The following is a 26,851-nucleotide window of genomic DNA, read 5'->3' on the forward strand; positions in this document are numbered from 1 at the left end:
TCGTCCTGATCATGGCGGCGCTTGTGGCCGCGAGTGGAGATGCAAAAGCTGTATCGCAACCGCCGCCCCCGCCAAGCCCACCGATTGAGGTCGTCGCCGACCCTCGTTCGATTGACAGTGGCTCGCAATTGAATGAAGTGCAGCTTCAGTGGCAGTCTGTCCTGGCCCGGGACGGTGATGCGGATGCAGCCTTTAGGCTGTCAAGGCACTATGAGGCAGTTGGAGATGAACTAGAAAAGCGGTACTGGTTGGTCATATCCGCGGCGCGTGGTCATCGTGGGGCCCAGTACAGTCTCGGCTTCTGGAAATTGGATGAGTCATCCTGCATGTCCGCTGTGGAATCTTATGCATTTCTCAGTGAGTCCGCGCGCGGTGAGGGAGAACGGCCATCCCGGGAGGTTCTCAATTCTGCCAAGGCGAGAGTCGGGGCTCTTTGCAACGGATCGGCAGGATAGTCATTGCTCCCGCGTTGGAGATCATGCCTTCGTCGCGCCGCTCATCCGTCCGTGCAGTCGGCAGGCGCGCGACCCTACCTCGGTTTTTGCGTGAATATGCATTTCCGCGCTGATTGCGACGAACCAAAGTGTGTGCCTATCAATTCTCGAATATCATTCAAAACAAGCGATTTAACTTTGCGCGCGGTATAGCGCATGGTGTTGCCTCGGAGCTTGAAATCTCCATCGGTGTCGCAGTTGTGGATGTCCTATGTCGGGAGGGTGGCGAAATACAACACCTTCGCGGGAATACGTCATGCCGTGCACATCCGAGCGGATTTCAACCTCCCGACTCCCTCGCCATTCCGGCGAGGGAGACTTCCTTGGAGGTGGCAAATGCGTCGTTTAAATTCGGATCTGCATTCCAACCAAGAGCCCCAAACCCGCATCGGCATGCATGTGCCGGAGAGTCTGCGTGTCGGGTCCTTCTCACATCCCGGCGGTCATCCCCTGCCAGACGGCGGTCGCATTCCATGCCTGGTGCTGCGGGGCATGTGGATGGAGCGGTTTGAGCTGCCGGTAGGCAGTCGCGTCATGGTTGAAGTGGAGCACAAGCGCATCACGCTGACGTTGGATGAGACGCCGATCCCGGTGCCGTATCGGTATCTGGACCATGCCCCGAAGAAGAGCCGACGGGTGGCCGATACGACAACCGAAAAGGCGTCGGAGTAACGGGATTGGTCCGGTATCGCGGGGTGCGCCCGGTAGGGGCGCATCCCGATCGACCGCCGACGCCGTTCGAACGTTCGGTAACGGCATGACCGTCGGCGAAGAAGCGCATTCCGTTCGGAGGTCATGCGTTCGTCGCACGTAGCAGCGTTACGTGCAGTCGACCGGGGTCCGACCCTACCGAAGCAGCCGGCGGATCCCGGTAGGGTCGCATCCCGATCGACCGCCGACCTCGTTCGAACGTTCGGTAATGGCATGACCGTCAACGAAGAACAGCATTTCGCGCTGGTGAATTGCGCACCGGACTAAGCCCGGTGCCGCACCAGCAACTGCGTCATCAGCGCCCGAAGGGCCGGCGGGCGCACCGGCTTCGAGAGGAAGCCCCAACCGTTCTCCGCTGCCTGCGCCTTCAACGCATCATCCCGCTCGGCAGTAACCAGAATCACCGGCGGCCGTGCCTTCCACAGCTCGCACAGCTGCTCGTACAGGTCCGGCCCATGCCACTGGCCCATGCGTACATCCAGCAGCACCAGCTGCGGCACGTTCAATGCAGAGGCAATCTCCAGCGCGGCATGCGGGCCATCGGCCAGCTCCACCCGGCAGCCCCAGCGTTCCAGCAGGGCGCGGGTAGCCGCACACACACGCGGGTCATCATCAATGCTCCACACCGGGCACTGCCGCAGCGGGCTGTCATCTCCCGAATCCGCCGATACCGCCGGAGCAGGGGCGGGTGCCGGTATCGCATCGGCGCTGCCCAGCGGCACGGTCACGGCGAACACGCTACCGCTGCCCAGTGTGGAGCGCAGGCTGATGCGGTGCCCCAGCAGCCGCCCGATGCGCTCCACGATCGCCAAGCCCAGCCCGGCCCCGCGCTCCTGGTCCACGCCATCATCCAGCCGCCGGAATTCCTCGAAGATCTCGCCCTGCAGGCTCTCCGGAATACCCGGGCCCTGGTCGTGCACTTCAATGCGCAACTGGTCGCCCACCCGACGGCAGCCAATCAGTACCCGCCCACGTGGCGTATAGCGCAGTGCATTGGAGAGGAAATTCTGCAGGATGCGACGCAGCAGCGCCTCATCGCTTACTACCACCGCGCGGGTATCTACCCAATCCAACTGCAGCCCACGCGCTTTGGCGGCAATGCCAAACTCACGCGCCAGTGTTTCCAGCAGTGGCGACAGCGCGAACGCACGCACATGGGTCTGTAGCGTGCCCGATTCCAGCCGCGAGATATCCAGCAGGCTGTTGAGGATGGAATCCTGCGCGGCCAGTGCAGCATCCACATGCTCGCTCAGCTCGCTCAGCTCGCGCGCATCGCCACTCAGCTTGCCGCGCAGCACGGACACGAACATGCGCGCCGCATTGAGCGGCTGCAGCAGGTCATGCACGGCCGAGGCCACGAAGCGGGTCTTGTAGCGGTTGGCGCGCTCGGCCTCACGCCGCGCCTCGTCCAGGTCGCGGGTGCGCTCGGCCACGCGGTGCTCCAGCGCATCGGCCAGTGAGCGCAGCTCCCGCGCGGTGTTCTTGTAGGCGGTGATGTCCGCGTAGCTGGTGACGAAGCCGCCATCGGGCAGCGGGTTGCCACGAATCTCCAGCACCGTGCCGTCGTCCTTCTCGCTCTCGCGCATGTGCGGCCGGCCGCTGCGCAGGTGGTTCAGGCGACGCTCGATGGCCTCGTCAATCGGCCCCGGGCCGAGCAGGCCACGGCGGGCGTTGTACCGAAACGCCTCGGCAATGGGCACACCCACCCGGATCAGGTCCGGCGGGAACCGGAACAGCTCCAGGTAGCGCGCATTCCACGCCACCAGCCGCTGCTCGCTGTCGATCACCACCACACCCTGCGGCAGGTGCGCCAGACTGCGGCTGAGCCCGCTGTCGGCCTGCTGGGCGGCCTGCAGCACGCCATCCTGTGCGGTGCGCAGTTCCTGTGCGTGCTGCTGCAGCACCGCTTCGAGCTCCAGGCGGCTGCGCTGCCGGTGCGAGGCCAGGCGCCGGCGCTGCTGCACGAACAGCGCCAGGAAACACAGCGCCAGCCAGATGCCGCCGGCGGCCAGCGCGGTACTGCGGCCCACCGCACCGCTGGCACCGGCATCGTGCAGCAGGTGCAGCTTCCACTGCGGGTCATCCAGCACGTAGGTCTGCCACAGCATCGGGCGCGGCAGCGAGGGCTGCTCCAGCCGCACCATGCGCCCGCCATCGGCCAACACATCCAGGGTGCGCGCCTGCAGCGGTTGCAGCGAGCGGTCGGCGTACTGGCGGGTGGCCAGCATCTCCTTGCGCTCGGCCGGGGAGAGCGGGCGAAGCAGGCGGTAGCGCCATGCATCGCCGTTGGCCAGGAACACCACGTCATGCGCATCGCTGGCCATCACGATGTCGGTGCTCTGCAGCCATTCCTGCTCCAACGCCCGCAGCTCGATCTTGATGGCGATGACACCCAGCACATCACCGTCGTGGTCGAGGATCGCCTGCGACAGGAAGTAACCCGGCACCGCCGTGGTCATGCCGATGCCGTAGAAGCGCCCGGTGCCCTTGGCCATGGCCTGCTGGAAGTAGGGCCGGTAGCTGTAGTCCTCACCCACATTCGTGGTGGGCTGGTCCCAGTTGCTGGCGGCTACGGCCACGCCATGGCGGTCGATCAGGGTCAGGGTGGAGGCGCGGGTGACGTTGTTGGCCTGCTGCAGTTTCAGGTTGAGCCGGTGACGCTCGGCGTCATCCAGCGGGCTGCTCACGGCCTGCAGCAGTTCCGGGTCCAGCGCCAGCAGCTGGGGCAGGGTACGGAAGCGATCGATGCGCTGCTGCAGCGTCTGCGCGTACAGGTCCAGCTGGCGGCGCACCTGGCTGCTTTCGGCTGCGAGGGCGCGCTGCTGGGCATAGCGGCCGGCAACCAGGCCAGCCAGGAGCGTACCGCCCACCATGACCAGCAGGGTCAACAGCAACGGGCGGTAGCGGGAGACGCGGTACATGGCGTCAGTTTACGGGGTGCCGGCGGGTGCGCGTTGCACGCACCCGCCGTTGAACATCAGAAGTGAACCTGCGCCCGAAGCTCGAAGATCTCCGGCTTGGTCCGCACGCCACGGCGGCTGGCATCAGCCCACACGTAGTTCGCCTGGAACTTGAAGTGGCTGGTCAGGTACCAGTTGGCACCCACGGTCCAGTCGTGCTGGCGGCCACCGAACACGTCGGCGTCGTCCAGGTCGATGCGGCTGTAACGGGCCAGCAGTTCCACCGCGCCGTAATCGTGCGCCGGCTTCACGTTGGCCACGGCGCCCGCGCTGTACGGACGCGATTCGCCGGTGACGATCCAGCTGCCCATCACGTACTGGCCATCACCGGTGTAATCCGGCTTGCCATCACGGGTGACGGTGGTACGCAGCGCTTCGGCCTGCACTGAGAACGGGCCATGGATGTAGATGCCCTCCAGGCCGGTGCGGCGGATCTGGTCGGCGGTGACCAGCGAGCCCGAATCCACGAGGCGGATGTCGGTCAGGCCGGCTTCCGGGCGCGCACGCAGGCGGGCGCTGGCATTGAAGTGCACATCGCGGCCGTCGCGGTAACCGCGCGGGTTTTCCTGCGAATAGGCCAGGCCCAGGTGGATCACATCGCCCGGTGCCTTCACCGGGGTCCACACGCCGCGCACGGCCTGGGTGGTGCCGGGGTTGTCACCCTGCAGGTCCTTGCCGCCATAGGCGCCCACCTGCATCAGGTACTGCGGGCGCTCCAGCACCCACTCGGCACCGGTGCGGCGGCCAGCGTAGAAGGCCTGCACGGGCAGGGCGGTTTCCACGAAACTGCCGGCGCGCGAGGAGGTGTTGGAATCCAGGCCGACCGGGGTCTTCATGTAACCGAAGCGGAAGCGGCCCACGTCCTTGCCGAACAGCGCCTTGCTCTCGAAGCGGAAGAACACGTCCAGCCAGGTGTCGGCCTGGAAGTCGTAGTACACCATCGCGTCGTACACGCCCTTCTTCTTCAGGGTCGCGCCGAACTCCTTGCGGCGCACCGCATCGTCATCTTCGAACGCGTCGGCGCCCGAGAAGTCGTTGAGGTCGTAGGCGATGTTGGCAGTGGCGGCCAGTTCGGTGCCGTCGCTGAAGGACACCTTGGTCGGCCAGTTGTCCCAGTCCGCGGCGGACGCGGCGAGGGGGGCGGACAGGGCGGTGAGGGCGATAAACAGGGGGGTCAGGCGCATGGATATGGTCTGGCTTCTAAAAAGTGGGGCAGAACAACAACGGCCGCGAGCGGGAAAACTGTTGGGCCACAAGGCCCGGAACGACACGGCCACCCGCCGCCGTGGGGGCGCGGTGCCCGTGCAGTGTAGGCACTGGGCTTGGCTGAACAGGGGGGCTAGTACCAATAGGTTATCTGCGTGGGGATGCAGCGGGCGTAAAAAGACCACGCCCGATGCCGCCGCCTGCGGCCGGCATCCCCGTGACACTGCCGGAGTTTCCCATGCACGTTCCCACCGCTGCCCCGCTTGCAGCCAAGCCGTTGCCGTTCTACCGCCAGCTGTATTTCCAGGTGGTGGTGGCGATCGTGCTGGGCGCCATCCTTGGCCATTACGAGCCGGCCTTCGCCGAATCGCTCAAGCCGCTGGGCGATGGCTTCATCAAGCTGGTGAAGATGATCATCGCCCCGGTGATCTTCCTGACCATCGTCACCGGCATCGCCGGCATGACCCACCTGCGCACCGTGGGCCGGGTGTTCGCCAAGTCGATGGCCTACTTCCTGTTCTTCTCCACCCTGGCGCTGATCGTGGGCATGGTGGTGGCGCACGTGGTGCAGCCCGGCGCCGGCATGAACATCAACCCGGCCGACCTGGACCAGACGGCGGTGCACAGCTACGTGGAAAAATCCCACGAGCTGACCCTCACCGGCTTCGTCTTGGACATCATTCCGGCCACGCTGGTGAGCGCCTTCGTGGATGGCAACATCCTGCAGGTGCTGTTCGTGGCGGTGCTGTTCGGCATTTCGCTGGCCCTGGTGGGTGAGCGCGGCCGCCCGGTGCTGACCTTCCTGGAGGCGCTGACCGCCCCGGTGTTCCGCCTGGTCCACATCCTGATGAAGGCCGCGCCGATCGGTGCGTTTGGTGCCATCGCCTTCACCATCGGCAAGTACGGGGTGGGCTCGCTGATCAACCTGGCTTGGCTGGTGGGCTCGTTCTACCTCACCGCGTTCCTGTTCGTGGCGGTCATCCTGGGCGTGGTCTGCCGCCTGTGCGGGTTCTCGGTGTTCAAGCTGGCCCGCTACCTGAAGGCCGAACTGCTGCTGGTGCTGGGCACCTCGTCCTCGGAATCGGCGCTGCCGTCGCTGATGGAAAAGATGGAAAAGGCCGGCTGCAGCAAGTCGGTGGTGGGCCTGGTGGTCCCCACGGGCTACTCGTTCAACCTGGACGGCACCAACATCTACATGACCCTGGCCGCGCTGTTCATCGCCCAGGCCACCAATACCGAATTGACCCTGGGCCACCAGATCGCGCTGCTGCTGGTGGCGATGCTCAGCTCCAAGGGCGCTGCGGGCGTGACCGGGGCGGGCTTCATCACCCTGGCCGCCACCCTGGCGGTGGTGCCGGAAGTGCCGGTGGCCGGCATGGCACTGATCCTGGGCGTGGACCGCTTCATGAGCGAATGCCGCTCGCTGACCAACTTCATCGGCAATGCGGTGGCCACGGTGGTGGTGTCGCGCTGGGAAGGCGCGCTGGACCGCGACCGCCTGGCGCTGGCCCTGGATGGCCGCGAGGCCGAGCTGCCGCCGCTGGCCACCGACGACCTGCCGTCGCCGCTGACCGCCCCGGCGCGCTGAACACGCCCCTCCCCCTGATGTGTGTGCAGCAGGTCCGTGCCGTCCCCCCTTGGGCGGCACGGCCTGCTTTTTCATAGCGGTTTCCGGTGATGTAAGTTGTCATCGGAGCCCGTCAGGCTGGCGTGGCATACGCCGGCGCACGGCCTGCCTGATGTGCGGTCGCAGCATGATCGCGACAGCGTAGCGACAGGTCCAACACCGCCAACGGGGGTATGATCCCCTGTTCCTCTCGCCCATTCATCTGCAGAAAGCGATGTCCAACGAAGATTTCAAACAGGCCGCCCTCGACTATCACCGCATGTCGCCGCCGGGCAAGATCAAGGTCACGGCGACCAAGCCGATGCTGACCCAGCGCGACCTGTCGTTGGCCTATTCGCCGGGCGTGGCCCACGCCTGCGAAGCCATCCTGGCCGACCCGCAGCAGGCCAGCGAGCTCACCGCCCGTGGCAACCTGGTGGCCGTGATCTCCAACGGCACCGCCGTGCTGGGCCTGGGCAACATCGGCCCGCTGGCCGGCAAGCCGGTGATGGAAGGCAAGGGCGTGCTGTTCCAGAAGTTTGCCGGTATCGATGTGTTCGACATCGAAATCAATGAAAACGACCCGGACAAGCTGGTCGACATCATCGCCTCGCTGGAGCCGACCTTCGGCGGCATCAACCTGGAAGACATCAAGGCGCCGGAGTGCTTCATCGTGGAGCGCAAGCTGCGCGAGCGGATGAACATCCCGGTGTTCCATGACGACCAGCACGGCACGGCGATCATCGTCGGCGCCGCGGTGCTCAACGCCATGGTCGTCACCGGCAAGAAGATCGAAGAAGTGAAACTGGCCACCACCGGCATGGGCGCCGCCGGTGTGTCGTGCGTGAACATGCTGGTCTCGCTGGGGCTGAAGCCGGAAAACATCCTGGCGTTCGACCGCGAAGGTGTGATCCACACCGGCCGTGCCGACCTGGACCCGGAAAAGAAGCGCTATGCCCGTGATACGGACAAGCGCACGCTGGCCGAGATCGTCGATGGCGCCGATATCTTCCTGGGCCTGTCGGCCCCGGGCATCCTCACTGCGGACATGGTCAAGACCATGGCCAAGGACCCGGTGATCTTCGCGCTGGCCAACCCCACCCCGGAAATCATGCCGGAAGTGGCGCGCGCGGTGCGCCCGGATGCGCTGATCGGCACCGGCCGTTCGGACTACCCGAACCAGATCAACAACGTGCTCTGCTTCCCGTACCTGTTCCGCGGTGCGCTGGACGTGGGCGCCACCGCGATCAACGAAGAAATGAAGATCGCCTGCGTGCACGCGATCGCCGCGATGGCACGCCGCGAAGCCAGCGACCTGGGTTCGGCCTATGGCGATGACACCCCGAGCTTCGGCCGCGACTACCTGATTCCGCGCCCGTTCGACCGCCGCCTGCTGGTGGAGCTGTCGGCCGCCGTGGCGCAGGCCGCGATGGATTCGGGCGTGGCTACGCGCCCGGTGGCCGACATGGGTGCCTACCGCGAGAAGCTGGCCCAGTTCGTCTACCGCACCAGCCTGATGATGAAGCCGGTGTACGACCGTGCGCGCGCGGACAAGCAGCGCGTGGTGTATGCCGAAGGCGAAGAAGAAGTGGTGCTGCGCGCGGTGCAGAATGTGGTCGATGAAGGCCTGGCCTTCCCGATCCTGATCGGCCGCCCGGACGTGATCGAATCGCGCATCGAACGCATGGGCCTGCGCATGAAGGCCGGCGTTGATTTCGACGTCACCAACATCAACGACGACCCGCGTTTCAACGACTACTGGCAGTACTACCACAACCTCACCGGCCGTCGCGGCGTGACGGTGGCGGCGGCCAAGAACCTGATGCGCTCGCGTCCGACCCTGATCGCGGCGGTGATGGTGGCACGCGGCGAAGCCGATGCGCTGCTCACCGGCGTGGTGGGCCGCTTCCACAAGAAGCTGGGCTACGTGCGCAGCGTGCTGCCGCTGGAATCGAAGGTCACCTCGACCTCGGCCATGACCGGTGTGATCAACCAGCAGGGCGTGTTCTTCTTCGTGGATACGCACGTGCAGGAAGACCCCACCGCCGAGCAGATCTGCGAAGCCACGCTGCAGGCGGCCTACCGCATGAAGCTGTTCGGGATCGAGCCCAAGGTGGCGCTGCTGTCGCACTCCAATTTCGGCAGCCACGATTCCAAGGACGCACTGAAGATGCGCACCGTGCGCGAGCTGCTGCTCAAGCGCAACCCGCGTCTGAACGTGGACGGTGAAATGCAGGGCGATACCGCGTGGGATGAAGCGCTGCGCCAGAAGCTGCTGCCCGACAGCACGCTGAAGGGCCGCGCCAACCTGTTCGTGCTGCCCAACCTCGAAGCGGCCAACATCGCCTACAACCTGGTGCGCGTGTTCACCGACGGCGTGGCGATCGGCCCGATCCTGATGGGCGTGGCCAAGCCGGCGCACATCCTGACCACCAGCGCCACCTCGCGCCGCGTGCTCAACATGACCGCCATTGCCGCGGTGGATGCGCAGATCCGCAAGCAATTGGAGGCTGAAAAGGCCTGAGGCCTTTTCAGCCCAACGCACGCAGTGCGTTGGTTTCGCGCAGCGAAACGGGTAGCCCCGGCCGTTGGCCGGATGCTCCAAAAGGAAGGGATCGGTGCACCGCACCGATCCCTTTTGCTTTTGAGGTTCCCGTGGGCCGGCCAACGGCCGGCGCTACCGGACACTTTCCCGCAGTCCCACGGTCACTCCCGTGCAACCTCCAACGGGCCAAATACCCCCACGCGGCCCGGCCGTGGCGGTGGTCCGCTGGACCCCGCCACCCTGGGCCCGACCACTTCCCCCCTCTGGAACGGCGCCATGCGCACTCGTCCTGCAAAGCGGTACTTCAAGCAGCTGTTCGCGTTGTATGCGGGTCTTGTAAGCGGCAGGTAAACCGAAAAGGGGGCGCATCGCGCCCCCTTTTCTTCACGGCGCGGCCGGCGCCAGCAGCTCCACTTCTGCCAGCTGCATCCGCCCCGGCCCCTCGATCCGCAACCGGTACTCGGTATAACGGCCCGGCTTGGCGATCCGGAACGGGCGGGTCTGCTGCTGCCACTCGAACGTTTCACCGCTGCGCTGGTCCAGCGTGACCCAGCTGCCACCGGCCTTGCGCGCTTCCAGCGTCCACTTGCCGCCCCGGATCGGCGCATTGCCGCTGGTCAGGGTGTACATCGACGGCGTGCCGTCAGACACCCCGGTGAACACCACGCTGCCCTTGCCGCCGAACGGCGCCACGGTGCCGGCGTCATCATCGGTCAGCGCCGCCAGCACCTTCCCATCGTCCAGCTGCGCACGCGCGCCGCTGCCCAGCAGGTCATGCAGAATCGCCGGGCGTTCACCGCGCGCGGTCAACGAGCGCGGCGCATCGTCCGGCCCGGTGCCCCACCTGGACGGCGCCGGACCCATCTCGAAGTCCAGCGTGGCGCCCTTGGCAATCACCTCATGCGGCACCCAGGTCCTGGTCCACGGTTGGCCGTTGATCTTCAGCGACTGCACGTAGACGTTGCGGTCCGAATTTTCCGGGGCATTCACGGTCAGCACCGCGCCGCCCTGCAGTTCCACCTTGGCATGCCTGAAGGCCGGCGAGCCGATCGCATATTCCGGCGAACCCATGCGCAGCGGGTACAGGCCCAGCGAGGCCAGCACATACCATGCCGAGGTTTCGCCGTTGTCTTCATCGCCCGGGTAGCCCTGGCCGATCTCGCTGCCCACGTACAGCCGCGACAGGATCTCGCGCACGTGCTGCTGGGTCTTCCACGGCTGCCCGGCGTACAGGTACATCCACGGAATGTGGTGCGAGGGCTGGTTGCTGTGCGCGTACATGCCCATGCGCACATCGCGCGCTTCGGTCATTTCATGGATGGTGCCGCCGTAGGAACCGGAGAATTCCGGGTCGGCGGTTTCCGGGGTGCTGAAGAACGTATCCAGTTTTTCAGCCAGCTTTTCGCGGCCACCGTACAGGCCGGCCAGGCCTTCGCCGTCGTGCGCGGCGGTGAAGGCGAACGTCCAGCCGTTGGATTCGGTGTAATCGTGGCCCCACACGCGCGCATCGTAGTCCTTCGCAGCCACGCGCCAGCTGCCATCGTCCTTGCGGCCCTGGAAGAAGCCGGCGGCCGGGTCGAACACGGTGGCGTAGGTGCCGGCGCGGGCGCGGAAATACGCCGCTTCGGTGCTGTAGCGCTCGCGTGCGGCGGGGCTGCCGGCGGTTTTCGCCAGCGCGGTGGCCATGTTGGCGATGCCGAAATCGTTGAGCGCGCCTTCCATCGTCCACGACATGCCTTCGTGCACGTCGGCGCTGGCGTAGCCACGGAACGTGGATTTATCCATGCCCTTGCGCCCGACATGGCGGTCCGGCGGCACCACGGTGGCGTTCTTCAAGGCGGCCTGGTAGGCCTCATCCGGATCGAAGCCCTTGATGCCCTTGAGGTAGGCATCGGCGAAGGCCACGTCCGAACTGGTGCCCACCATCAGGTCGGCATAGCCCGGCGAGGACCAGCGCGCCACCCAGCCACCGGCGCGGTACTGCTCCAGGAAGCCCTGCACCAGCTGCCCGGCATCGTCCGGGGTGAACAGCGCATACGCCGGCCAGGTGGTGCGGAAGGTGTCCCAGAAGCCGTTGTTGACGTACACCTTGCCATCGCGGATCGGTGCGAAGCTGCGCACCGCGCTGCCATCGGTGTTGTCGTCGGCGGCGCTGGCCTGGCTGGCGTACCGCCAGTCCGGGGCGGCAGCGGTACCGGCATTCTCAAACCCGGAATTCGGGTACAGGTACAGGCGGTACAGGCTGGAATACAGCGTGGTCTTCTGGTCGTCGCTGGCTTGGCCGATGTCGAAGCGGGCTAGGCGCTGGTCCCAGGCGTCCTGTGCGCGGGCGGCGACGGTAGCGAGCGTGTCTTCAGCAGCGAGTTCCAGCGCCAGGTTGTGGCGGGCCTGCTCGACCGAGATCAGCGAGGTGGCGATACGCATGGTCACCCGGCGGTCGCTGCCCGGGTCGAACTTGATGTAGCCGGTGGGCCGGCCGCTGTTGATGGTGCCGCTGCTGCGCCAGGGGCGGTCGAAGCTGGCCACCACGTACATGCGGGTAGCGCCGTTGGATAGCCCGCTGCGCGTATCGGTGTAGCCCGACAGCGTCTGCGTGGCCGCATCCAGGGTCAGTCCGCCACGCGCGTCGACATTGTCGAACAGCAGGTTGGCATCGCCGTCCTTGGGGAAATCGAACTGGAACAGCGCGGCATGGTCGGTCGGCGCGATGGCGGCGGCAATGCCGTTGTCGAAGCGCACCGCATACCGGTAAGGGCGCGCGCTTTCGTTGTCGCGCGAGAACGACAACGCACGCTTGGCGCGGTCCGCTTCCGGCACGCCACGGGTGGCCGACGGCATCACCTGGAAGGTCTGGCGGTCGCCCATCCACGGGCTGGGCTGGTGGCTCAGGGCCAGTGCCTGCAGCTGCGGGCGGTTGGCCGCGTTGTTCTGCTCGTTCCAGCGATACAGCCAGTTCAGCGCGCCGGCATCGGTCACCGGGGTCCAGAAGTTGAACCCGTGCGGCACCGCCGTGGCGGGGAAGTTGTTGCCGCGCGAGAAGGTGCCGTTGGCCTGGGTGCCGCGGGTGGTGAGCACCCAGTCGGACGGACGGGCCGGGGCGGTGCGCGGCTGGCTGTCCAGGCGTACATCGTCGATCCAGCCGGACACCGGCGCGTTGGCGGCGCTGCCCAGATCCAGTTCGATGGCGACCACGCGCCGGCCACGCAGTGCTTCCACATCGCCCAGGCGCACCGACTTGTGCGCCCACTGCTGCGGGTAAAGGGTCTTGGAATCCCCTTGGGCCTTGGCGCCGAGCGCAATCCCGTGCAGGTCGCGCGCGGCGCTGGCCGAGACCCGGCTGCCATCGTCCAGCACCAGGTCCAGCGAAACGTAGGTGGAGGCCACCGTGTCCTCGCCCACGATCTCCGGCAGCACCAGCCAGGACAGCGTGGTGTCGGCGTCGATGGTCACATCGGTGGTGAACAACGTAGTGGTGGCGGTGCCGCCGGCACTGGCGTAGTGCAGGGCACGCAGGCCGCTGTAGCCCACCCCGGGCTTGGCCGCATACGGCGCTTCCGGGCCCTTGCCGATCTTCACCTGCACGCCGCCCTTGCTGGCCTGCGGGGCGGGTTCGCCGGGCTCGAAGGAGGTCTGCAGGCCCTGCGCGAAGACGGGCAGGGCAACCGGCGCGCAGGCCAGGGCGAGGGCCAGCGGAAGCAGGGCGCGGCGGGCAGGGCGGGGGTGCGGCAGGGTCATGCAGGGATCTCCCGGGTGGGACAGGCGGCAGGCGGAGCCCGCATCGGCGACCTCGGCAGACAGCACCGCGCCGGCCGCCTGGAAGGGCAGTCGAAGCGATGCAGGTCCGGCGGGGGACGGGCCATGCGATCGGGTGTTTGATCGGAACGCCCCCGATCCTGCAACACCCGGAGCGGGCTTGGCAAGTGAAATTAGTTCGATCTAAACCCGGAAAAATCGCATATTGGCGTTTTGCCGGTGGCGTCCCGCGCGTAACCGGCCGCGCCGCGCTCGGCGCCCCGGGTGCTAGAATCGAGCCCCTCGCAATTCCTTTCCGTGCCCCGCCATGAGCCATACCGCCACCGCGCCCGCCAATGCCGAAAAGCGTTACACCGTGCACCGCAGCGACCTGCCGCTGAGCTGCCCGACGCCGGAGATGGCGCTGTGGAACTCGCACCCGCGCGTGTACCTGCCGATCGAAGACGAGCCGAACTGCGAAGCCGCGTGCCCGTACTGCGGTTCGGTCTTCGTGCTGGCCGACTGAGCAGGCGGAACCGAACGTGCGCCGACTGACCGTGGTGCAGCTGCTGCCGGCGCTGCACTCCGGCGGGGTTGAGCGCTCGACGCTGGAAATTGCCTCCGCGCTGGTCGCGGCCGGGCACCGCGCCATCGTGGTCTCCGCCGGTGGGCGGCTGGTCGAGCCGCTGCTGGCCAGTGGCGCCGAACACCTCACTCTGGATATCGGCCGCAAATCGCTGTGGACGCTGCGCCACGTGCGCACGCTGCGCAACCTGCTGGCCGAAACCGGCGCGGACATCGTGCACGCGCGCTCGCGGCTGCCGGCCTGGCTGGGCTACTACGCCGTGCGCAACCTGCCGGCGGCCACCCGCCCGCACTGGGTGACCACCGTGCATGGCTTGAATTCGCCCAGCCGCTACAGCGCGGTGATGACCAGCGGCGAACGGGTCATCTGCGTGTCCAACTGCGTGCGCGAATTCGTGCTCCAGCATTACCCGAGCGTGCCCCCGGAGCGCCTGCAGGTGATTCCGCGTGGGGTGGATACCTCGCAGTTCCCGCGCGTGGGCCGCCAGGACCGGCGCCCGCGCCTGGCGGTGGCCGCGCAGCATCCAACGCTGGCCGGCGATGCGCCGCTGCTGTTGTTGCCGGGCCGTGGCACCCGCCTCAAGGGGCACCACCATGCGCTGGGGCTGCTGGCCGGGCTGCATGCGGCCGGGGTGCGGGCGCTGCTGTGGATGCCGGGCACCCGCGAGCCGGGGCGTGAGCGCTACGTGGCCGAGCTGGAGGCGCAGGCGCGCAGCCTGGGCATCGCCGATGCGGTGCTGATGACCGCGCCGACCTCGCGCATTGCCGAGGCCTACGCCGCCAGCGATCTGGTGCTGCAGCTGTCCGACAAGCCCGAGGCCTTTGGCCGCACCGTGGTCGAAGCGTTGTCGGTGGGCCGGCCTGTACTGGGCTGGAACCAGGGCGGGGTGGGCGAGCTGCTGCAACACCTGCAGCCATCCGGCGCGGTACCCTTGGGCGACGCCGGGGCATTGCAGGCGCGTGCGCTGCAGTTGCTGGCGCAGCCGCCGTCGCTGCCCTCGCGTATTCCGTTCACCCTGCAGGCGATGCAACGTGACACGCTCCAGCTCTATACCTCCCTCGCTGGCTGAGCCGGTCAAGGCGCCCGGTTCGCCGGGCTTCCGCGCGGGCCGCTGGGCGCCGTGGTGGGTCATTGCATTCGTGGCACTGCTGCCGCTGCCCGGCGTTGCCGAAACCGTACTGGGCCTGGGCGCGATCTACGCCGCCGCGCGCATGGTCCAGCTGCGTCTGCAGGGCAAGCAACGCATGCTCAGCAGCCCGGCCTGGGCGCTGACCAGCATCCTGTTCCTGGGCTACTGGCTGCCACAGGCGTTCTCCGCCTTCGATGCGATCGATCCGGGCGCGGCGTGGCGCAAGACCGCTGCCGGCCTGCGCTATCTGCCCTTCATGTGGCTGGTGGCGATCGCGGTGGCCACGCCCGGGCGACGCGCACTGACCCTCAAAGGCATTGCGCTGATTACCGGGGTCTGGACGCTGGACGGACTGGCGCAGGCCGTACTCGGTACCAGCCCGCTGTTCTGGTCGATGGACCAGTTGAAGTGGGCGATCAGTGGGCATGGCTTGTGTCCACCGGCGGAGATGGCTGCAGCCGATCGCCTGAGCGGCGTGCTGGGGCCGTGCAATCTCAAATTCGGCCAGGTGCTGGCGAGCCTGTCACCGTTCCTGCTGTTTGCCGCCGCCGCGCGCTTCGGCCGTTGGGGCTGGATGCTGGTGGCGGCTGCCGTGGGCGTGGTACTGGTGCTGGCCGGTTCGCGCGCGGCGTGGCTGACCTATGCGCTGGTGCTGGTGTTTTCCGGCTGGCGCCTGCTCGGCGCGCGCGGCCTGCTCGCGTGCCTGGCGGTGGGCCTGGTGGCGGCGGTGGCACTGGCCGCCGGCTCGCACCAGGTGCGCGATCGGTTGGAGCGTACCGCGATGGCGTGGGAAGGCGAGAGCGATGGCGTGAACCAGGCGTTGTCCGGGCGCGCGCAGATCTGGGCCGCGGCGGGCTGCATGATCGAGCAGCATCCGATCAACGGCGTAGGCGCACGGGGTTTCCGCGATGCCTACCCCGACTGCAATCCGCGCCCTGAAGAACAGGAAGTGTGGGGCGCCGGCCCGGCGTTGCATGCGCACCAGATTCTGCTGGAGATCCTGGCCGAAACCGGCGTGCTCGGGTTGCTGCTATGGCTGGCCGCCGCAGCGCAGGCGTGGCGCGCGTGGCGCTTCGCACCACTGCCGGCACGCGAGCGCGCCCGCCCGGCGATGCTCGCCCTGGCGTTCACTGTGTTCCCGATCAACACCCACCTGGCGTTCTATTCCACCTTCTGGGGCGGCCTGACGCTACTGCTCGCCGCCCTCTACGCAGGCAGCCTGCTGGCCAGCGACGACCCGTAGAGCAACGCCCTGCGTGTCCCAAGCAACGTCAGCCACTTCGTAGAGACACGCCATGCGTGTCCCACGTAACGCCGGCCACTTCGTAGAGACACGCCATGCGTGTCCAGCGCGATCCCCGACACCCCGCGCAGACACGCATGGCGTGTCTCTACAGGCCTCTGCACCATGCGTAGGGATACTGGCCCGCTTGCTCCGCCAACCCTGCCCGCAACGGGTTGGCAACGATGTAACGTGCGGCCTGCAACAGCGATTCTTCCCGCCTCAACGCATGGTCGTGATACCCGCGCTGCCAGACCCGGTCGCCACCCATCAATCGGCTGCTGCGCGATTTGAAGATGTTCATGCAGGTGGCGAGGGTGCCGGATCTGAGTTCGATCAACCAATGCACGTGGTCGGGCATCACCACCCAGGCATGCGTGCGGCTGCGACCGCTGCGCTCCACGTGGCGCATTGCTTCGATGACGGCGCGGGCGTTCTCGGGCACCTCGAACCATGGTCGCCGATGGTGGGTGACCGTGGTGAGGATGTAGAGGGCCCCGACCGCCGACACCCGCCCGCGTTGAAGGCGTGAGCTGGACATGGGAGCAGGGTGGGGCCGTGGGTGCGGACCGGGTATCGGCAGAAGCCACAGCCCGGCGTAGGGGCACGCCTTGCGTGTCAGGGCGTCAGCGCGTGGTAGCCGGCAGTACGTGGGACACGCATGGCGTGTCGCTACGCGGGGCGCGCGTTATTTGTAGAAATCGCTGCGGCCGCCCGGCTGGCGCTTGAAGCGGCGGTGGATCCACAGGTACTGGTCAGGGGCCTCGCGCACCATCGCTTCGATGGCCTGGTTGACCCGTGCGGTATCAGCTTCCACATCATCGCTGGGGAAGTTCTCCAGCGGCGCGCCGATCTTCAGGAAGTACTTCCCGCCTTCGCGGCGGTGGAAGTACGGAATCACCGCGCAACCGGTCATCCGCGCCAGCTGGTGGGTGGCGGTAATGGTCGATGCGGTGTGCCCGAAGAACGGCACGAACACGGTGTCCTTGCCGCGCATGTCCTGGTCCGGCGCGTACCAGAGGAAGCCGCCCTTCTTCAGGTGACGCACGGTGGCGCGGATGTCCTCGTTGGCATACATCGCCTTGGCATAGCGCAGCCGGCCGAACTTCACCGCCCACTCGTACACCGGGTTGCGGTGCTTGCGGTACATGCCCGACAGGTCGACGTGGTCGCACAGCAACCGCCCGCACATCTCCAGGGTCATGAAATGGCCCGATACCAGCAGCACGCCACGGCCTTCGGCCTGCATGCGGTGCAGGTGCTCCAGGCCTTCCACCTGCACCTTCGGGCGGATGCTGTCGATGCTGCCCCACCAGGCCCGGGCGAATTCGAAAATGCCCACGCCCAACGCGTCGAAGCTGTCACGCAGCAGGCGCTGGCGCCAGGCGTCATCCTTCTCGGGGAAGCACAGCTTGAGGTTGACCTCGGCCGCGCGCCGCCGGCTGCTGGCCACATGGTAGGCCAAGGTGCCCACGCCCCGGCCGAGCGCGCGCTGCAGGCCCCAGGGCAGCCGGGCGACCACGAAGGCGGCCAGGATGAAGGCGAAGGTCGGCCAATGGCGGGGATTGCGCAGGGACGGCCGGGTGGCGGTGGAAGCGTTATCTGACATGCCCCGATTCTAAGTCATGCGTCCCCGCAGGTGCGTCAGCGCGGGGATCGGCCCGCTCCTGCATGTTTTTCCCGGTGCCGCTCCCGTATCCTCTGCGCATGCGTAAAAGTCCCATCGAATGGATCCTGCGCGGCCTGTATTCGGTCGTGCTGTACCTGTTGTTGCCGATCACCGTGTACCACCTGGTCTGGCGCGGATTCCGGGTGCGCGAGTACTTCCAGCGCTGGGACGAGCGCTACGCTTCCTACCCCGATTCCACCGCGCAGCCGCGGGTCTGGCTGCATGCGGTATCGGTGGGCGAGGTGAACGCGGCCGCGCCGCTGGTCAATGCGCTGCGCCAGCTGCGCCCGGACATCCGCTGGGTGATCACCACCATCACCCCCACCGGGTCGGAGCGGGTGCGCTCGCTGTGGGGCGATGCGGTGGACCACGTCTACCTGCCCTACGACGTGCCGGGCAGCGTGGGCCGTTTCCTGGGCCACTTCAAACCCAGCCTGGCGCTGATCCTGGAAACCGAGCTGTGGCCGAACCTGCTGTTCGGTTGCCGCGACCGTGGCATTCCGGTGTACATCCTCAACGCCCGGCTGTCGGCGCGCTCGCTGCGCGGTTACCGCCTGCTGCGCCCGCTGATCGGGCGCACGCTGCGCACTGTCACCTGCGTGGCCGCGCAGTCGGCCGACGACGCCGAGCGCTTCATTGAACTGGGCGCACTGCCAGAGCAGGTCAAGCCGCTGGGCAACCTGAAATTCGACATCGCCACGCCGAACGTGCGCGAGTTCACCGCCGACTTCCATGCCGCCGTGCCCGGCACGCGCCCGGTATGGATCGCGGCCAGCACGCACGAAGGCGAGGAGCAGGCCACCATCGACCTGCACCGCCGCCTGCGCAGGGAAGTCCCGAACCTGCTGCTGTTGTGGGCGCCGCGCCATCCCGAGCGTTTCCCCCGTGTGGAAGCGCTGGCGCGCGAGCAGGGCTGGAAGGTCAGCACGCGCCGCCAGCAGCACTGGCCGCAGGCCGACAGCGACGTGTTCGTGATCGATACGCTGGGCGAACTGATGGCGTTCTATGGCTGCGCGCAGGTGGCGTTCGTCGGTGGCAGCCTGCAGCCGATCGGCGGGCACAACCTGCTCGAGCCGGCGGCCATGGGCACCGCCACGGTGACCGGCCCACACCTGCACAACTTCGCCGAGATCTCCCGGCGCATGCGCGAAGCGGGCGCAGTGTTGATTGCCGATGACGTGGCCGGGGTGGGCGACGCCCTGCTGACGCTGCTGCGCGATCCCGAGGCGCGCGAGGACATGGCCAGCGCAGGCTGTGCGTTGGTCAGCAACGGACGTGGTGCGCTCAAGCGCACGGTGGAGCTGATTGCTCCGCAGCTTCCGCCGCCGCTGGACCCATGAAAAAAGCCACCCCTGCAGGTGGCTTTTTCGTTTCCGGTTACGCCTGGGTTACTGGCTGTTGACCGTGGTGCTGGGCGTCGCGGCCTGCTGGGTGAGCAGGCGGTTGATGTCCTGCAGTTCGGCGATGTCCAGCGTGCCGATCGCCTGGCCAAGCTGCAGGCGGTTCTGCAGGAAGGTGTAGCGGGCATTGGCGTATTCGAGCTGGGCCGAGAACAGGATGCGCTGGTTCTGGATCACGTCCAGCACGGTGCGGGTACCCACTTCCAGGCCGACCTGCGACGCGTCGTAGGCGCTCTGTGCCGAGACCACCGCCAGGCGGCGCGCTTCCACTTCGCTGATGCCGGCCACCAGGGTCTGGTAGGCGTTGCGGGTGTTGCGGTCCAGGGCGCGCTTCTGCTGCTCGTAGCCATCCTGGGCAATGTCACGCTGGGCCAGCGCCTGGCGCACGCCGGACTGGGTGGCGCCGCCGGAGAAGATCGGCACGCTCAGGGTCAGGCCGACGCTGTTGCTGCGGGCATCCGGGCTGAAGTTCGACCCGCTGCCGACCACGTCGCCCCAACTGGCCTGGCGACCGACGCTGGCGCCGAGCGAGAGGGTGGGGAGGTGGCCCGCACGCGCCGCCGACACGCTGGCTTCCGCCGCGCTCACCTGCAGTTCCTGCGCCTTCAGCGCCGGGTTCTGGGCGACGGCTTCGTTGACCAGCTGGTCAACGGTGGCGTACTTGGCCGGCAGTTCCGGGCGGAAATCGGCCGGCAGTGCACGCAGGTCGGTAACCGGCTGGCCGGTCAGTTCGGTCAGCGCCTGGTAGGCGTCGGCCAGGGTGTTCTGCGCGATGATCGTGTTGGCGCGGGCCTGGTCGTACTGGGCGCGGGCTTCATGCACGTCGGTGATCGGGGCCAGGCCCACTTCCAGCCGCTTGTCGGCGAAGTCGAACTGCTTCTTGGCCGCCGCTTCGTTGGTCTGCGCCGCCGACAGCGATTCAATGCCCACCAGCACGTTGAAGTACGCCGCCGAGGTGCGCACGATCAGGTCGTCGTTGGCCGAATCCAGGTTGAAGTCGGCCGCCTTGCTGAGCTCGCGCTGCGCACGCAGGTTGGCGAACTGGGTGAAGTTGACCAGCGTCTGCGAACCACTGATCCCGTAATTGCGGTTCTTGGTGGTGTACGAGGTCGAACTCACATCGTGGTTCGGGTTGGTGCGGTTGCGGGTGAGCGAGGCTTCGCCATTGATCTGCGGCAGCAGCGCGGCACGGGCCTGCACGGCGCCTTCCTTGTCGAACAGACGGGTCGATTCAGCCGCAGACAGCTGCGGATCGCCGTTGCGCGCCATTTCGTAGACCTGCAGCAGGTCGGCGGCAGAGGCGGTCATGGGCAGCAGGGCGGCGGCCAGCGCAATAGCGAGGGATCGGCGGATCATTGCGGCTTCCTTGGACTCAGAGGTGGAACTGGGGTGCCGGCGCGGCACCGCGCAGGTAATCGATATCGGTTTCAAACAGCGAATCGCTGATGCTGCCATCGGTCTTGACCAGCACCGCTTCCATTGCCGGCGAATGGCCACGGATCACGAACAGGCGGCCACCGGTACGCAGCCACTGGGTGAAGCGGGCGGGGATGGTCTCCACCGCGCCGGTGACGCAGATGGCATCGAAGCGGCGCTCGGTATCCCAGGTCAACGCGTCGGCGGTTTCAATGCGGACATTGGTGCCCAAGCCGGTTGCATCCAGGCGCGCACGCGCGGCCACGGCCAGTTCCGGGTCGATTTCCAGGCTCAGCACTTCGCGCGCCAGGGCGCCCATGCAGGCGCTGAGGTAGCCGCTGCCGGTGCCGATTTCCAGCACTTCGTCGCCCGGCTGCAGGTTCAGCGCCTGCAGGGTGCGGCCTTCGATGACCGGCTTCATCATCTTCTGGCCGTTACCGAGCGGCAGCTCGACATCGGTATAGGCGAGGGTACGGTTCGCATCGGCGACGAACGCCTCGCGCGGCAAACGTGCCAGTACGTCGAGCACACGGATGTCCAGCACGTCCCAGGGACGGATCTGCTGTTCAACCATCAGTTCGCGGGCGTGGGCGTAATCGATCGTCATGAGGTTCTTAATCCAGCGCAGTGGGCCGGCCATTTTACCGGTGCCGGGAGCCGGCGGCGCGCTGAGAGCATCGCTGCCGTCGCGCCGGGGTCGCAGTGCCGGAAGTCACCGCGACCTCCGGTCCATTCATGTTGTCATCACCGCCCGGGGCGGGTGGCGTAAGCCCTCAGGAAGAAGGTCACGCTGGCCTCGACATGGGCGTCGGCGTCGCACTCGGCCGGGGCCGTTCGCAGCCCGCACATCATATGCGTATGCAGCTCACCTTTGATGAGGGTGAAGAACTGCAGGGCGGCGGTCTGGAAGTCGGTGATCTCCAGTTCGCCACGCTCGGTGCGGGCACGCAGGAACTCGGCCAGGGCATCGCTGGTGCGCTGCGGGCCGGCCACCCAGAACATCTCGCGGATACGGTCGTCGGTATCGGGGGCCATCATCACCCGCTGCACGGCCACGGCCGCCGGCGAGGTGATCATGGTGAAGAAGGCCCGGCCGATGCCCAGCAGCTGCTCGCGCAGCGCGCCATCGGCGTCGGTGACGAACAGCGCGTCCGGCAGCATCTCGACGCAGGTTGACTTCACAGCTTCGGTGAAAAGCGTCTCTTTGTCGCCGAAATTGCTGTAAACGGTCAGCTTGGATACGCCGGCCTGGGCCGCGATGCTGTCCATGCTGACGCCGCCATACCCCTGGTCCACGAACAATGCCTTGGCCGCATCAAGGATGGCCGCGCGCTTGCCCAGATCCTTGGGACGGCCGGGCCCGGCTGCCTTGGCGGCAGGCTTGGACGGCACGGCGGAAGTGGTCGGATCGGTCATGCAAACAATACTAGACCAATCGGTTCGATATTTATACTATACCGACTGGTTCACTATTAGCCGTCATGGAATAGAGTGTTGCTTCCAGACGGTTTCCCCCGGCAATTCAAGGTCCAGGACCTCATGAACAACTTGCGATGGATGGGCGGTAGCCTGCTGGCGTTGATGCTGGCGGCGTGTGGCAAACAGGACGCCGAGCCGGCCGCGCCGATCCCGGTGCTGGTGGTGCAGCCGGGCACGGTGAGCGGCCAGGAAGTGGCGGCCTACCCGGGCGAGGTGCATGCGCTGCAGGAAAGCCCGCTGTCGTTCCGGGTCGGGGGCAACCTGGTCAAGCGGCATGTCGATGCCGGCCAGCGCGTGCGCAAGGGCGACCTGCTGGCCGAACTGGATGCCGCCGATTTCGCCTCGCAGGCAAGCGCCTCGCAGGCGCAGCTGGCCGCAGCCGAAGCCGACCTGGTGCGCGCCCGCGATGACCAGAAGCGCTACGCCACGCTGGCCGAGCAGCAGCTGGTCAGCCAGTCCACCCTGGATGCGCAGACCGCCGCGTTCAAGGCCGCGCAGGGCCAGGCCAATGCCGCCCGCGCCAACCTGGCGGTGGCCCGCAACCAGACCGGTTACGCGCAGCTGCGCGCGCCGGCCGATGGCGTGATCGCCAGCCGCCAGGCGGAAGCCGGGCAGGTAGTCGGCGCCGGGCAGACGGTGTTCACCCTGGCCGCGGATGGCGGCCGCGAGGTGCTGATCGCCCTGCCGGAAAGCAACATCCGCGATTACCAGGTTGGCCAGGACGTGCAGGTGGAGTTGTGGAACAAGCCGGGCCAGATGCTGCCGGGCACGATCCGCGAGATCGCCCCGGCTGCCGATGCACAGGCGCGTACCTACGCCACCCGGGTCAGCCTGGCGCCGGAGGCGGCCGCTGAAGTGGAACTGGGCCAGAGCGCGCGCGTGTTCGCCACCGCCGGCCGCACCGGCACATTGCAGCTGCCGCTGGGCGCGGTGCTGCGCGGCGCCGATGGCAAGGCCAGCGTGTGGGTGGTGAACCCGTCCAATGGCGCGATCAAGGCCACGCCGGTGACCGTGGGTGCCTATGGGCCCGACGCGGTGCCGGTGCTGTCCGGCGTGGCGGCACAGGACTGGGTGGTGGCCGCTGGCGGGCACCTGCTGCGCGAAGGCCAGGCGGTCACCCCGGTGGACCGGCAGAACCGCCCGGTGCTGAAGCCGGCCGCCGCGCCTGCTGCCACGGCCAAGGGGCACTGAGCCCGTGCGCCGGTTCAATCTTTCCGAATGGGCGCTGGGCAACCGCGCGCTGGTGCTGTTTGCGATGCTGGCCTTCGCCATCATTGGCGCCTGGTCGTACAAACACCTGGGCCAGTCCGAGGATCCGCCGTTCACCTTCAAGGTGATGGTGGTGCGCACGATGTGGCCGGGCGCCACCGCCGAGCAGGTCTCGCGGCAGGTGACCGAGCCGATCGAAAAGGCGCTGCTCAATACCGGGCAGTACGAATTCATCCGCTCGTATTCGCGCCCGGGCGAATCGCAGGTGATCTTCGCGGCCAAAGACAGCCTGCGTTCCAAGGCGATCCCGGATCTGTGGTACCAGGTGCGCAAGCGCGTGGGCGACATCAAGCCGACCCTGCCGCGCGAAATCGTCGGCCCGTTCTTCAACGACGAGTTCGGCGATACCTTCGGCAACATCTACGCACTGACCGGGCAGGGCTTCGACTACGCGGTGATGCGCGACTATGCCGACCGCATCCAGCTGGAACTGCAGCGGGTGCCGGACGTGGGTAAGATCGAGCTGGAGGGCCTGCAGGACGAGAAGGTCTGGATCGAACTGTCCAACACCAAGCTGGCCACGCTGGGCGTGTCGCTGCAGCAGGTGCAGCAGGCGCTGGCCGACCAGAATGCGATTGCCGCCACCAGCTTCTTTGAAACCCCTATCGACCGCGTGCAGCTGCGCGTCACCGGGCAGTTCCAGAGCGTGGACGACATCCGCCGCTTCCCGATCCAGGCCGGCGACCGCACCGTGCACCTGGGCGACATCGCCGAGGTCAAGCGCGGCTTTGCCGACCCGGCCTCGCCGAAGATGCGCTTCATGGGCGAAGACGCCATCGGCATCGCGGTGGCGATGAAGGACGGCGGCGACATCCTCAAGCTGGGCACCACCCTGGATGCCGAGTTCGAGCGCCTGCAGAAGACGCTGCCGGCCGGCATGCAGCTGCGCAAGGTCTCCGACCAGCCGCACGCGGTGGAAGAATCGGTGGGCGAGTTCGTGCAGGTGCTCACCGAAGCGGTGGTGATCGTGCTGCTGGTGAGCTTCTTCTCGCTGGGCCTGCGCACCGGCCTGGTGGTGGGCGTGACCATTCCGCTGGTGCTGGCGATGACGTTCTTCGTCATGCACTACTTCGACATCGGCCTGCACAAGATCTCGCTGGGCGCGCTGGTGCTTGCGCTCGGCCTGCTGGTGGACGATGCGATCATCGCAGTGGAGATGATGGCCACCAAGATGGAGCAGGGCTACGACCGCCTGCGCGCGGCCAGCTTTGCGTGGGAAAGCACCGCGTTCCCGATGTTGACCGGTACGCTGATCACCGCCGCCGGCTTCCTGCCGATTGCGACCGCTGCGTCCAGCACTGGTGAATACACCCGTTCGCTGTTCCAGGTGGTGACCATCGCGCTGGTGGTGTCGTGGATCGCCGCGGTGCTGTTCATTCCGTACCTGGGCGACAAGATGCTGCCGGACCTGTTCAATCCGCAGCCGCCCAAGCCGGGCAGCGTCGCCGCGCGCTGGCAGGCCCGCCGCGCGGCATGGGGCGACCGCTACCCCGCGTTGGCACGCTGGATCGTGCCCAAGCAGCACGCACACGACCACGACCCGTACCAGCGTCCGTTCTACACCCGCTTCCGGCGCTTCCTGGATACCTGCCTGCGCCATCGCTGGTGGGTGATCGGGGCCACCGCGGCGCTGTTCGTGTTCTCGCTGCTGATCTTCCGCTTCGTGCCGCAGCAGTTCTTCCCGGACTCGACCCGGCCGGAACTGATGGTGGACATCGAGCTGGCGGAAGGCGCCTCGCTGGAGGCGACCAAGGCGCAGGCGGCAAAGCTGGAAAAGCTGCTGCACGGCCGTGAGGGCATCAACAACTACGTGGCCTATGTGGGGACCGGTTCGCCGCGTTTCTACCTGCCGCTGGACCAGCAGTTGCCCGCCACCAACTTCTCGCAGTTCGTGGTGCTGACCGAGAACGCCGACGCGCGCGAGGCCACGCGCGACTGGCTGATCAAGGAGGTCATCCCGCAGTTCACCGACGTGCAGATGCGCGTGACCCGCCTGGAGAACGGACCGCCGGTCGGCTACCCGGTGCAGATGCGCATCTCCGGCGAGCACATCGACCAGGTGCAGGCGATCGCGCGGCAGGTGCAGGCCAAGGTGCGCGAGAACCCGCACGTGATCAACGTCAACCTGGACTGGAGCGAGCCGAGCAAGGTGGTGCGGCTGGTGATCGACCAGGATCGTGCGCGCGCGCTGGGCGTGAGCAGCGCGCAGGTGAGCCAGTTGCTGGGCACCTCGCTGTCGGGCATGAGCGTGAGCACGTACCGCGAAGGCAACCGCCTGATCGAGATGCTGCTGCGCGGGCCGGAGAACGAGCGGGTACGGCTGGACATGCTGGGCAGCCTGGCCATTCCGACGGCCAGCGGCACCTCGGTGACGCTGTCGCAGGTGGCGCGGCTGGAGTATGTGTTCGAAGACGGCATCATCTGGCACCGCAACCGGCTGCCGACGGTAACCGTGCGCGCCGACGTCGGCGACGCCACGCAGCCGCTGGACGTGGTGCAGCAGATCCTGCCGACGCTGGATGGCATCCGTGCCGAGCTGCCGTCGGGGTACCTGCTGGAGACCGGCGGCACGGTGGAGGATTCGGCGCGCGGACAGGATTCGATCAAGGCCGGCATGCCGCTGTTCCTGATCGTGGTGGCGACGTTGCTGATGCTGCAGCTGCGCAGTTTCTCGCGCGCCGCGATGGTGCTGGTGACCGCACCGCTGGGCATCATCGGGGCGACGTTGTTCCTGCTGCTGTTCCGCGCCCCGTTCGGATTCGTGGCGTTGCTGGGCACGATCGCGCTGGCGGGCATGATCATGCGCAACTCGGTGATCCTGATCGACCAGATCCAGCAGGACATCGATGCCGGGCATGACCGCTGGCACGCGATCATCGACGCCACCGTGCGCCGCTTCCGCCCGATCGTGCTGACTGCGCTTGCCGCGGTGCTGGCGATGATCCCGCTGTCGCGCAGTGCCTTCTACGGCTCGATGGCGATTTCGATCATGGGCGGGTTGATTGTCGGCACCGTGCTGACGCTGGTGTTCCTGCCGGCGCTGTATGCGGCGTGGTTCCGGGTGAAGCCGGACGAGGCCCGGTAGGGCCTCGTCCGGCGCTGCCATGCCCATGGAGCATGGCAGCCTTGTGTATCCCGAACGGGATGCACAAGGGGTAGAGCGGACTGTCAGTCCGCTGCCGTTCGCGCGGTGTGTGGGTCTGCGCCGAGAGCAGCGGACTGTCAGTCCGCTGCCGTTCGCGCGGTGTGTGGGTCTGCGCCGAGAGCAGCGGACTGACAGTCCGCTCTACCAGTCCGCTGCCGTTCGCGCGGTGTGTGGGTCTGCGCCGAGAGCAGCGGACTGACAGTCCGCTCTACCAGTCCGCTG

Annotated in this window: 17 protein-coding genes; 9 read left to right on the plus strand and 8 right to left on the minus strand. The window is 67.1% G+C overall.

The features are described from left to right. Nucleotides 1–830 precede the first annotated feature (830 nt). A complete protein-coding gene (locus KVS69_RS14085) occupies nt 831–1,166 on the plus strand; it encodes a type I toxin-antitoxin system SymE family toxin (protein WP_217538610.1) in 336 nt (111 codons plus the stop codon). 302 nt (nt 1,167–1,468) lie between these two features. On the opposite strand, the gene KVS69_RS14090 is transcribed toward KVS69_RS14085, so the two are convergent. Beyond that, nucleotides 1,469–4,126 (minus strand): PAS-domain containing protein, encoded by a 2,658-nt coding sequence (locus KVS69_RS14090; RefSeq protein WP_217538611.1) that lies wholly within the window; start codon nt 4,124–4,126, stop codon nt 1,469–1,471. Between the two features lie 56 nt (nt 4,127–4,182). Continuing rightward, nucleotides 4,183–5,349 carry a porin gene (locus tag KVS69_RS14095; protein ID WP_217538612.1) on the minus strand — a complete coding sequence of 389 codons (1,167 nt, stop codon included), beginning with the start codon at nt 5,347–5,349 and terminating at the stop codon, nt 4,183–4,185. Nucleotides 5,350–5,609: 260 nt separating this feature from the next. On the opposite strand from KVS69_RS14095, the gene KVS69_RS14100 reads away from it, so the two are divergent. Further along, nucleotides 5,610–6,959 (plus strand): dicarboxylate/amino acid:cation symporter, encoded by a 1,350-nt coding sequence (locus KVS69_RS14100; protein ID WP_145479247.1) that lies wholly within the window; start codon nt 5,610–5,612, stop codon nt 6,957–6,959. 253 nt (nt 6,960–7,212) lie between these two features. Then, nucleotides 7,213–9,501, plus strand: a complete 2,289-nt coding sequence (locus tag KVS69_RS14105; protein WP_068853953.1) for an NADP-dependent malic enzyme — start codon at nt 7,213–7,215, stop codon at nt 9,499–9,501. A 405-nt stretch (nt 9,502–9,906) separates the two neighbouring features. Here the strand turns inward: KVS69_RS14105 and KVS69_RS14110 are convergent, their stop codons facing one another. Next, nucleotides 9,907–13,257: a GH92 family glycosyl hydrolase gene (locus KVS69_RS14110; protein WP_217538614.1), complete on the minus strand. Its 3,351-nt coding sequence runs from the start codon at nt 13,255–13,257 to the stop codon at nt 9,907–9,909. Nucleotides 13,258–13,582: 325 nt separating this feature from the next. On the opposite strand from KVS69_RS14110, the gene KVS69_RS14115 reads away from it, so the two are divergent. From KVS69_RS14115 to KVS69_RS14125, 3 genes are read left to right on the plus strand one after another with little or no spacing between them, the layout of a single operon-like run. Beyond that, complete coding sequence (locus KVS69_RS14115) at nt 13,583–13,780, plus strand: zinc-finger domain-containing protein (protein ID WP_068853951.1); 198 nt, start codon at nt 13,583–13,585, stop codon at nt 13,778–13,780. 16 nt (nt 13,781–13,796) lie between these two features. Next, nucleotides 13,797–14,909, plus strand: a complete 1,113-nt coding sequence (locus KVS69_RS14120) for a glycosyltransferase (protein ID WP_217538616.1) — start codon at nt 13,797–13,799, stop codon at nt 14,907–14,909. Beyond that, complete coding sequence (locus tag KVS69_RS14125) at nt 14,902–16,212, plus strand: O-antigen ligase family protein (RefSeq protein ID WP_254622193.1); 1,311 nt, start codon at nt 14,902–14,904, stop codon at nt 16,210–16,212. Before KVS69_RS14120 ends, KVS69_RS14125 begins: the two co-directional genes overlap by 8 nt. 148 nt (nt 16,213–16,360) lie before the next feature. Here KVS69_RS14125 and KVS69_RS14130 read toward each other — a convergent pair whose 3' ends face one another. Both KVS69_RS14130 and KVS69_RS14135 read right to left on the minus strand, forming a co-directional pair. Then, nucleotides 16,361–16,792, minus strand: a complete 432-nt coding sequence (locus KVS69_RS14130) for a transposase (protein WP_217538619.1) — start codon at nt 16,790–16,792, stop codon at nt 16,361–16,363. 147 nt (nt 16,793–16,939) lie between these two features. Further along, complete coding sequence (locus KVS69_RS14135; RefSeq protein ID WP_217538620.1) at nt 16,940–17,860, minus strand: LpxL/LpxP family Kdo(2)-lipid IV(A) lauroyl/palmitoleoyl acyltransferase; 921 nt, start codon at nt 17,858–17,860, stop codon at nt 16,940–16,942. A 98-nt stretch (nt 17,861–17,958) separates the two neighbouring features. On the opposite strand from KVS69_RS14135, the gene waaA reads away from it, so the two are divergent. Next, nucleotides 17,959–19,260: a lipid IV(A) 3-deoxy-D-manno-octulosonic acid transferase gene (gene waaA / locus KVS69_RS14140; protein ID WP_217538621.1), complete on the plus strand. Its 1,302-nt coding sequence runs from the start codon at nt 17,959–17,961 to the stop codon at nt 19,258–19,260. A 48-nt stretch (nt 19,261–19,308) separates the two neighbouring features. Here the strand turns inward: waaA and KVS69_RS14145 are convergent, their stop codons facing one another. The 3 genes from KVS69_RS14145 to KVS69_RS14155 all read right to left on the minus strand — a co-directional run bounded on the left by KVS69_RS14145 (nt 19,309) and on the right by KVS69_RS14155 (nt 22,152). Continuing rightward, complete coding sequence (locus tag KVS69_RS14145; protein ID WP_217538622.1) at nt 19,309–20,676, minus strand: TolC family outer membrane protein; 1,368 nt, start codon at nt 20,674–20,676, stop codon at nt 19,309–19,311. A 16-nt stretch (nt 20,677–20,692) separates the two neighbouring features. Beyond that, a complete protein-coding gene (locus KVS69_RS14150) occupies nt 20,693–21,343 on the minus strand; it encodes a protein-L-isoaspartate O-methyltransferase (protein ID WP_093533828.1) in 651 nt (216 codons plus the stop codon). 137 nt (nt 21,344–21,480) lie between these two features. Then, the gene (locus KVS69_RS14155; RefSeq protein ID WP_217538623.1) at nt 21,481–22,152 is read right to left on the minus strand and encodes a TetR/AcrR family transcriptional regulator; all 672 of its coding nucleotides are present in this window, start codon (nt 22,150–22,152) and stop codon (nt 21,481–21,483) included. Between the two features lie 123 nt (nt 22,153–22,275). On the opposite strand from KVS69_RS14155, the gene KVS69_RS14160 reads away from it, so the two are divergent. Both KVS69_RS14160 and KVS69_RS14165 read left to right on the plus strand, forming a co-directional pair. Further along, a complete protein-coding gene (locus KVS69_RS14160) occupies nt 22,276–23,406 on the plus strand; it encodes an efflux RND transporter periplasmic adaptor subunit (RefSeq protein WP_217538624.1) in 1,131 nt (376 codons plus the stop codon). Between the two features lie 4 nt (nt 23,407–23,410). Beyond that, the gene (locus tag KVS69_RS14165) at nt 23,411–26,569 is read left to right on the plus strand and encodes an efflux RND transporter permease subunit (protein ID WP_217538625.1); all 3,159 of its coding nucleotides are present in this window, start codon (nt 23,411–23,413) and stop codon (nt 26,567–26,569) included. Nucleotides 26,570–26,851: the final 282 nt, after the last annotated feature.

Source organism: Stenotrophomonas sp. GbtcB23 (genome assembly GCF_019091045.1).
Lineage (GTDB): Bacteria > Pseudomonadota > Gammaproteobacteria > Xanthomonadales > Xanthomonadaceae > Stenotrophomonas > Stenotrophomonas rhizophila_A.

What these genes read in the sequence shown, in the direction of transcription:
- KVS69_RS14095 (WP_217538612.1), bottom strand. Translation starts at nt 5,349, where the DNA reads ATGCGCCTGACCCCCCTGTTTATCGCCCTCACCGCCCTGTCCGCCCCC.
- waaA (WP_217538621.1), top strand. Translation starts at nt 17,959, where the DNA reads ATGCGTAAAAGTCCCATCGAATGGATCCTGCGCGGCCTGTATTCGGTC.
- KVS69_RS14130 (WP_217538619.1), bottom strand. Translation starts at nt 16,792, where the DNA reads ATGTCCAGCTCACGCCTTCAACGCGGGCGGGTGTCGGCGGTCGGGGCC.
- KVS69_RS14155 (WP_217538623.1), bottom strand. Translation starts at nt 22,152, where the DNA reads ATGACCGATCCGACCACTTCCGCCGTGCCGTCCAAGCCTGCCGCCAAG.
- KVS69_RS14100 (WP_145479247.1), top strand. Translation starts at nt 5,610, where the DNA reads ATGCACGTTCCCACCGCTGCCCCGCTTGCAGCCAAGCCGTTGCCGTTC.
- KVS69_RS14085 (WP_217538610.1), top strand. Translation starts at nt 831, where the DNA reads ATGCGTCGTTTAAATTCGGATCTGCATTCCAACCAAGAGCCCCAAACC.
- KVS69_RS14135 (WP_217538620.1), bottom strand. Translation starts at nt 17,860, where the DNA reads ATGTCAGATAACGCTTCCACCGCCACCCGGCCGTCCCTGCGCAATCCC.
- KVS69_RS14145 (WP_217538622.1), bottom strand. Translation starts at nt 20,676, where the DNA reads ATGATCCGCCGATCCCTCGCTATTGCGCTGGCCGCCGCCCTGCTGCCC.
- KVS69_RS14105 (WP_068853953.1), top strand. Translation starts at nt 7,213, where the DNA reads ATGTCCAACGAAGATTTCAAACAGGCCGCCCTCGACTATCACCGCATG.
- KVS69_RS14160 (WP_217538624.1), top strand. Translation starts at nt 22,276, where the DNA reads ATGAACAACTTGCGATGGATGGGCGGTAGCCTGCTGGCGTTGATGCTG.
- KVS69_RS14150 (WP_093533828.1), bottom strand. Translation starts at nt 21,343, where the DNA reads ATGACGATCGATTACGCCCACGCCCGCGAACTGATGGTTGAACAGCAG.
- KVS69_RS14090 (WP_217538611.1), bottom strand. Translation starts at nt 4,126, where the DNA reads ATGTACCGCGTCTCCCGCTACCGCCCGTTGCTGTTGACCCTGCTGGTC.
- KVS69_RS14115 (WP_068853951.1), top strand. Translation starts at nt 13,583, where the DNA reads ATGAGCCATACCGCCACCGCGCCCGCCAATGCCGAAAAGCGTTACACC.
- KVS69_RS14110 (WP_217538614.1), bottom strand. Translation starts at nt 13,257, where the DNA reads ATGACCCTGCCGCACCCCCGCCCTGCCCGCCGCGCCCTGCTTCCGCTG.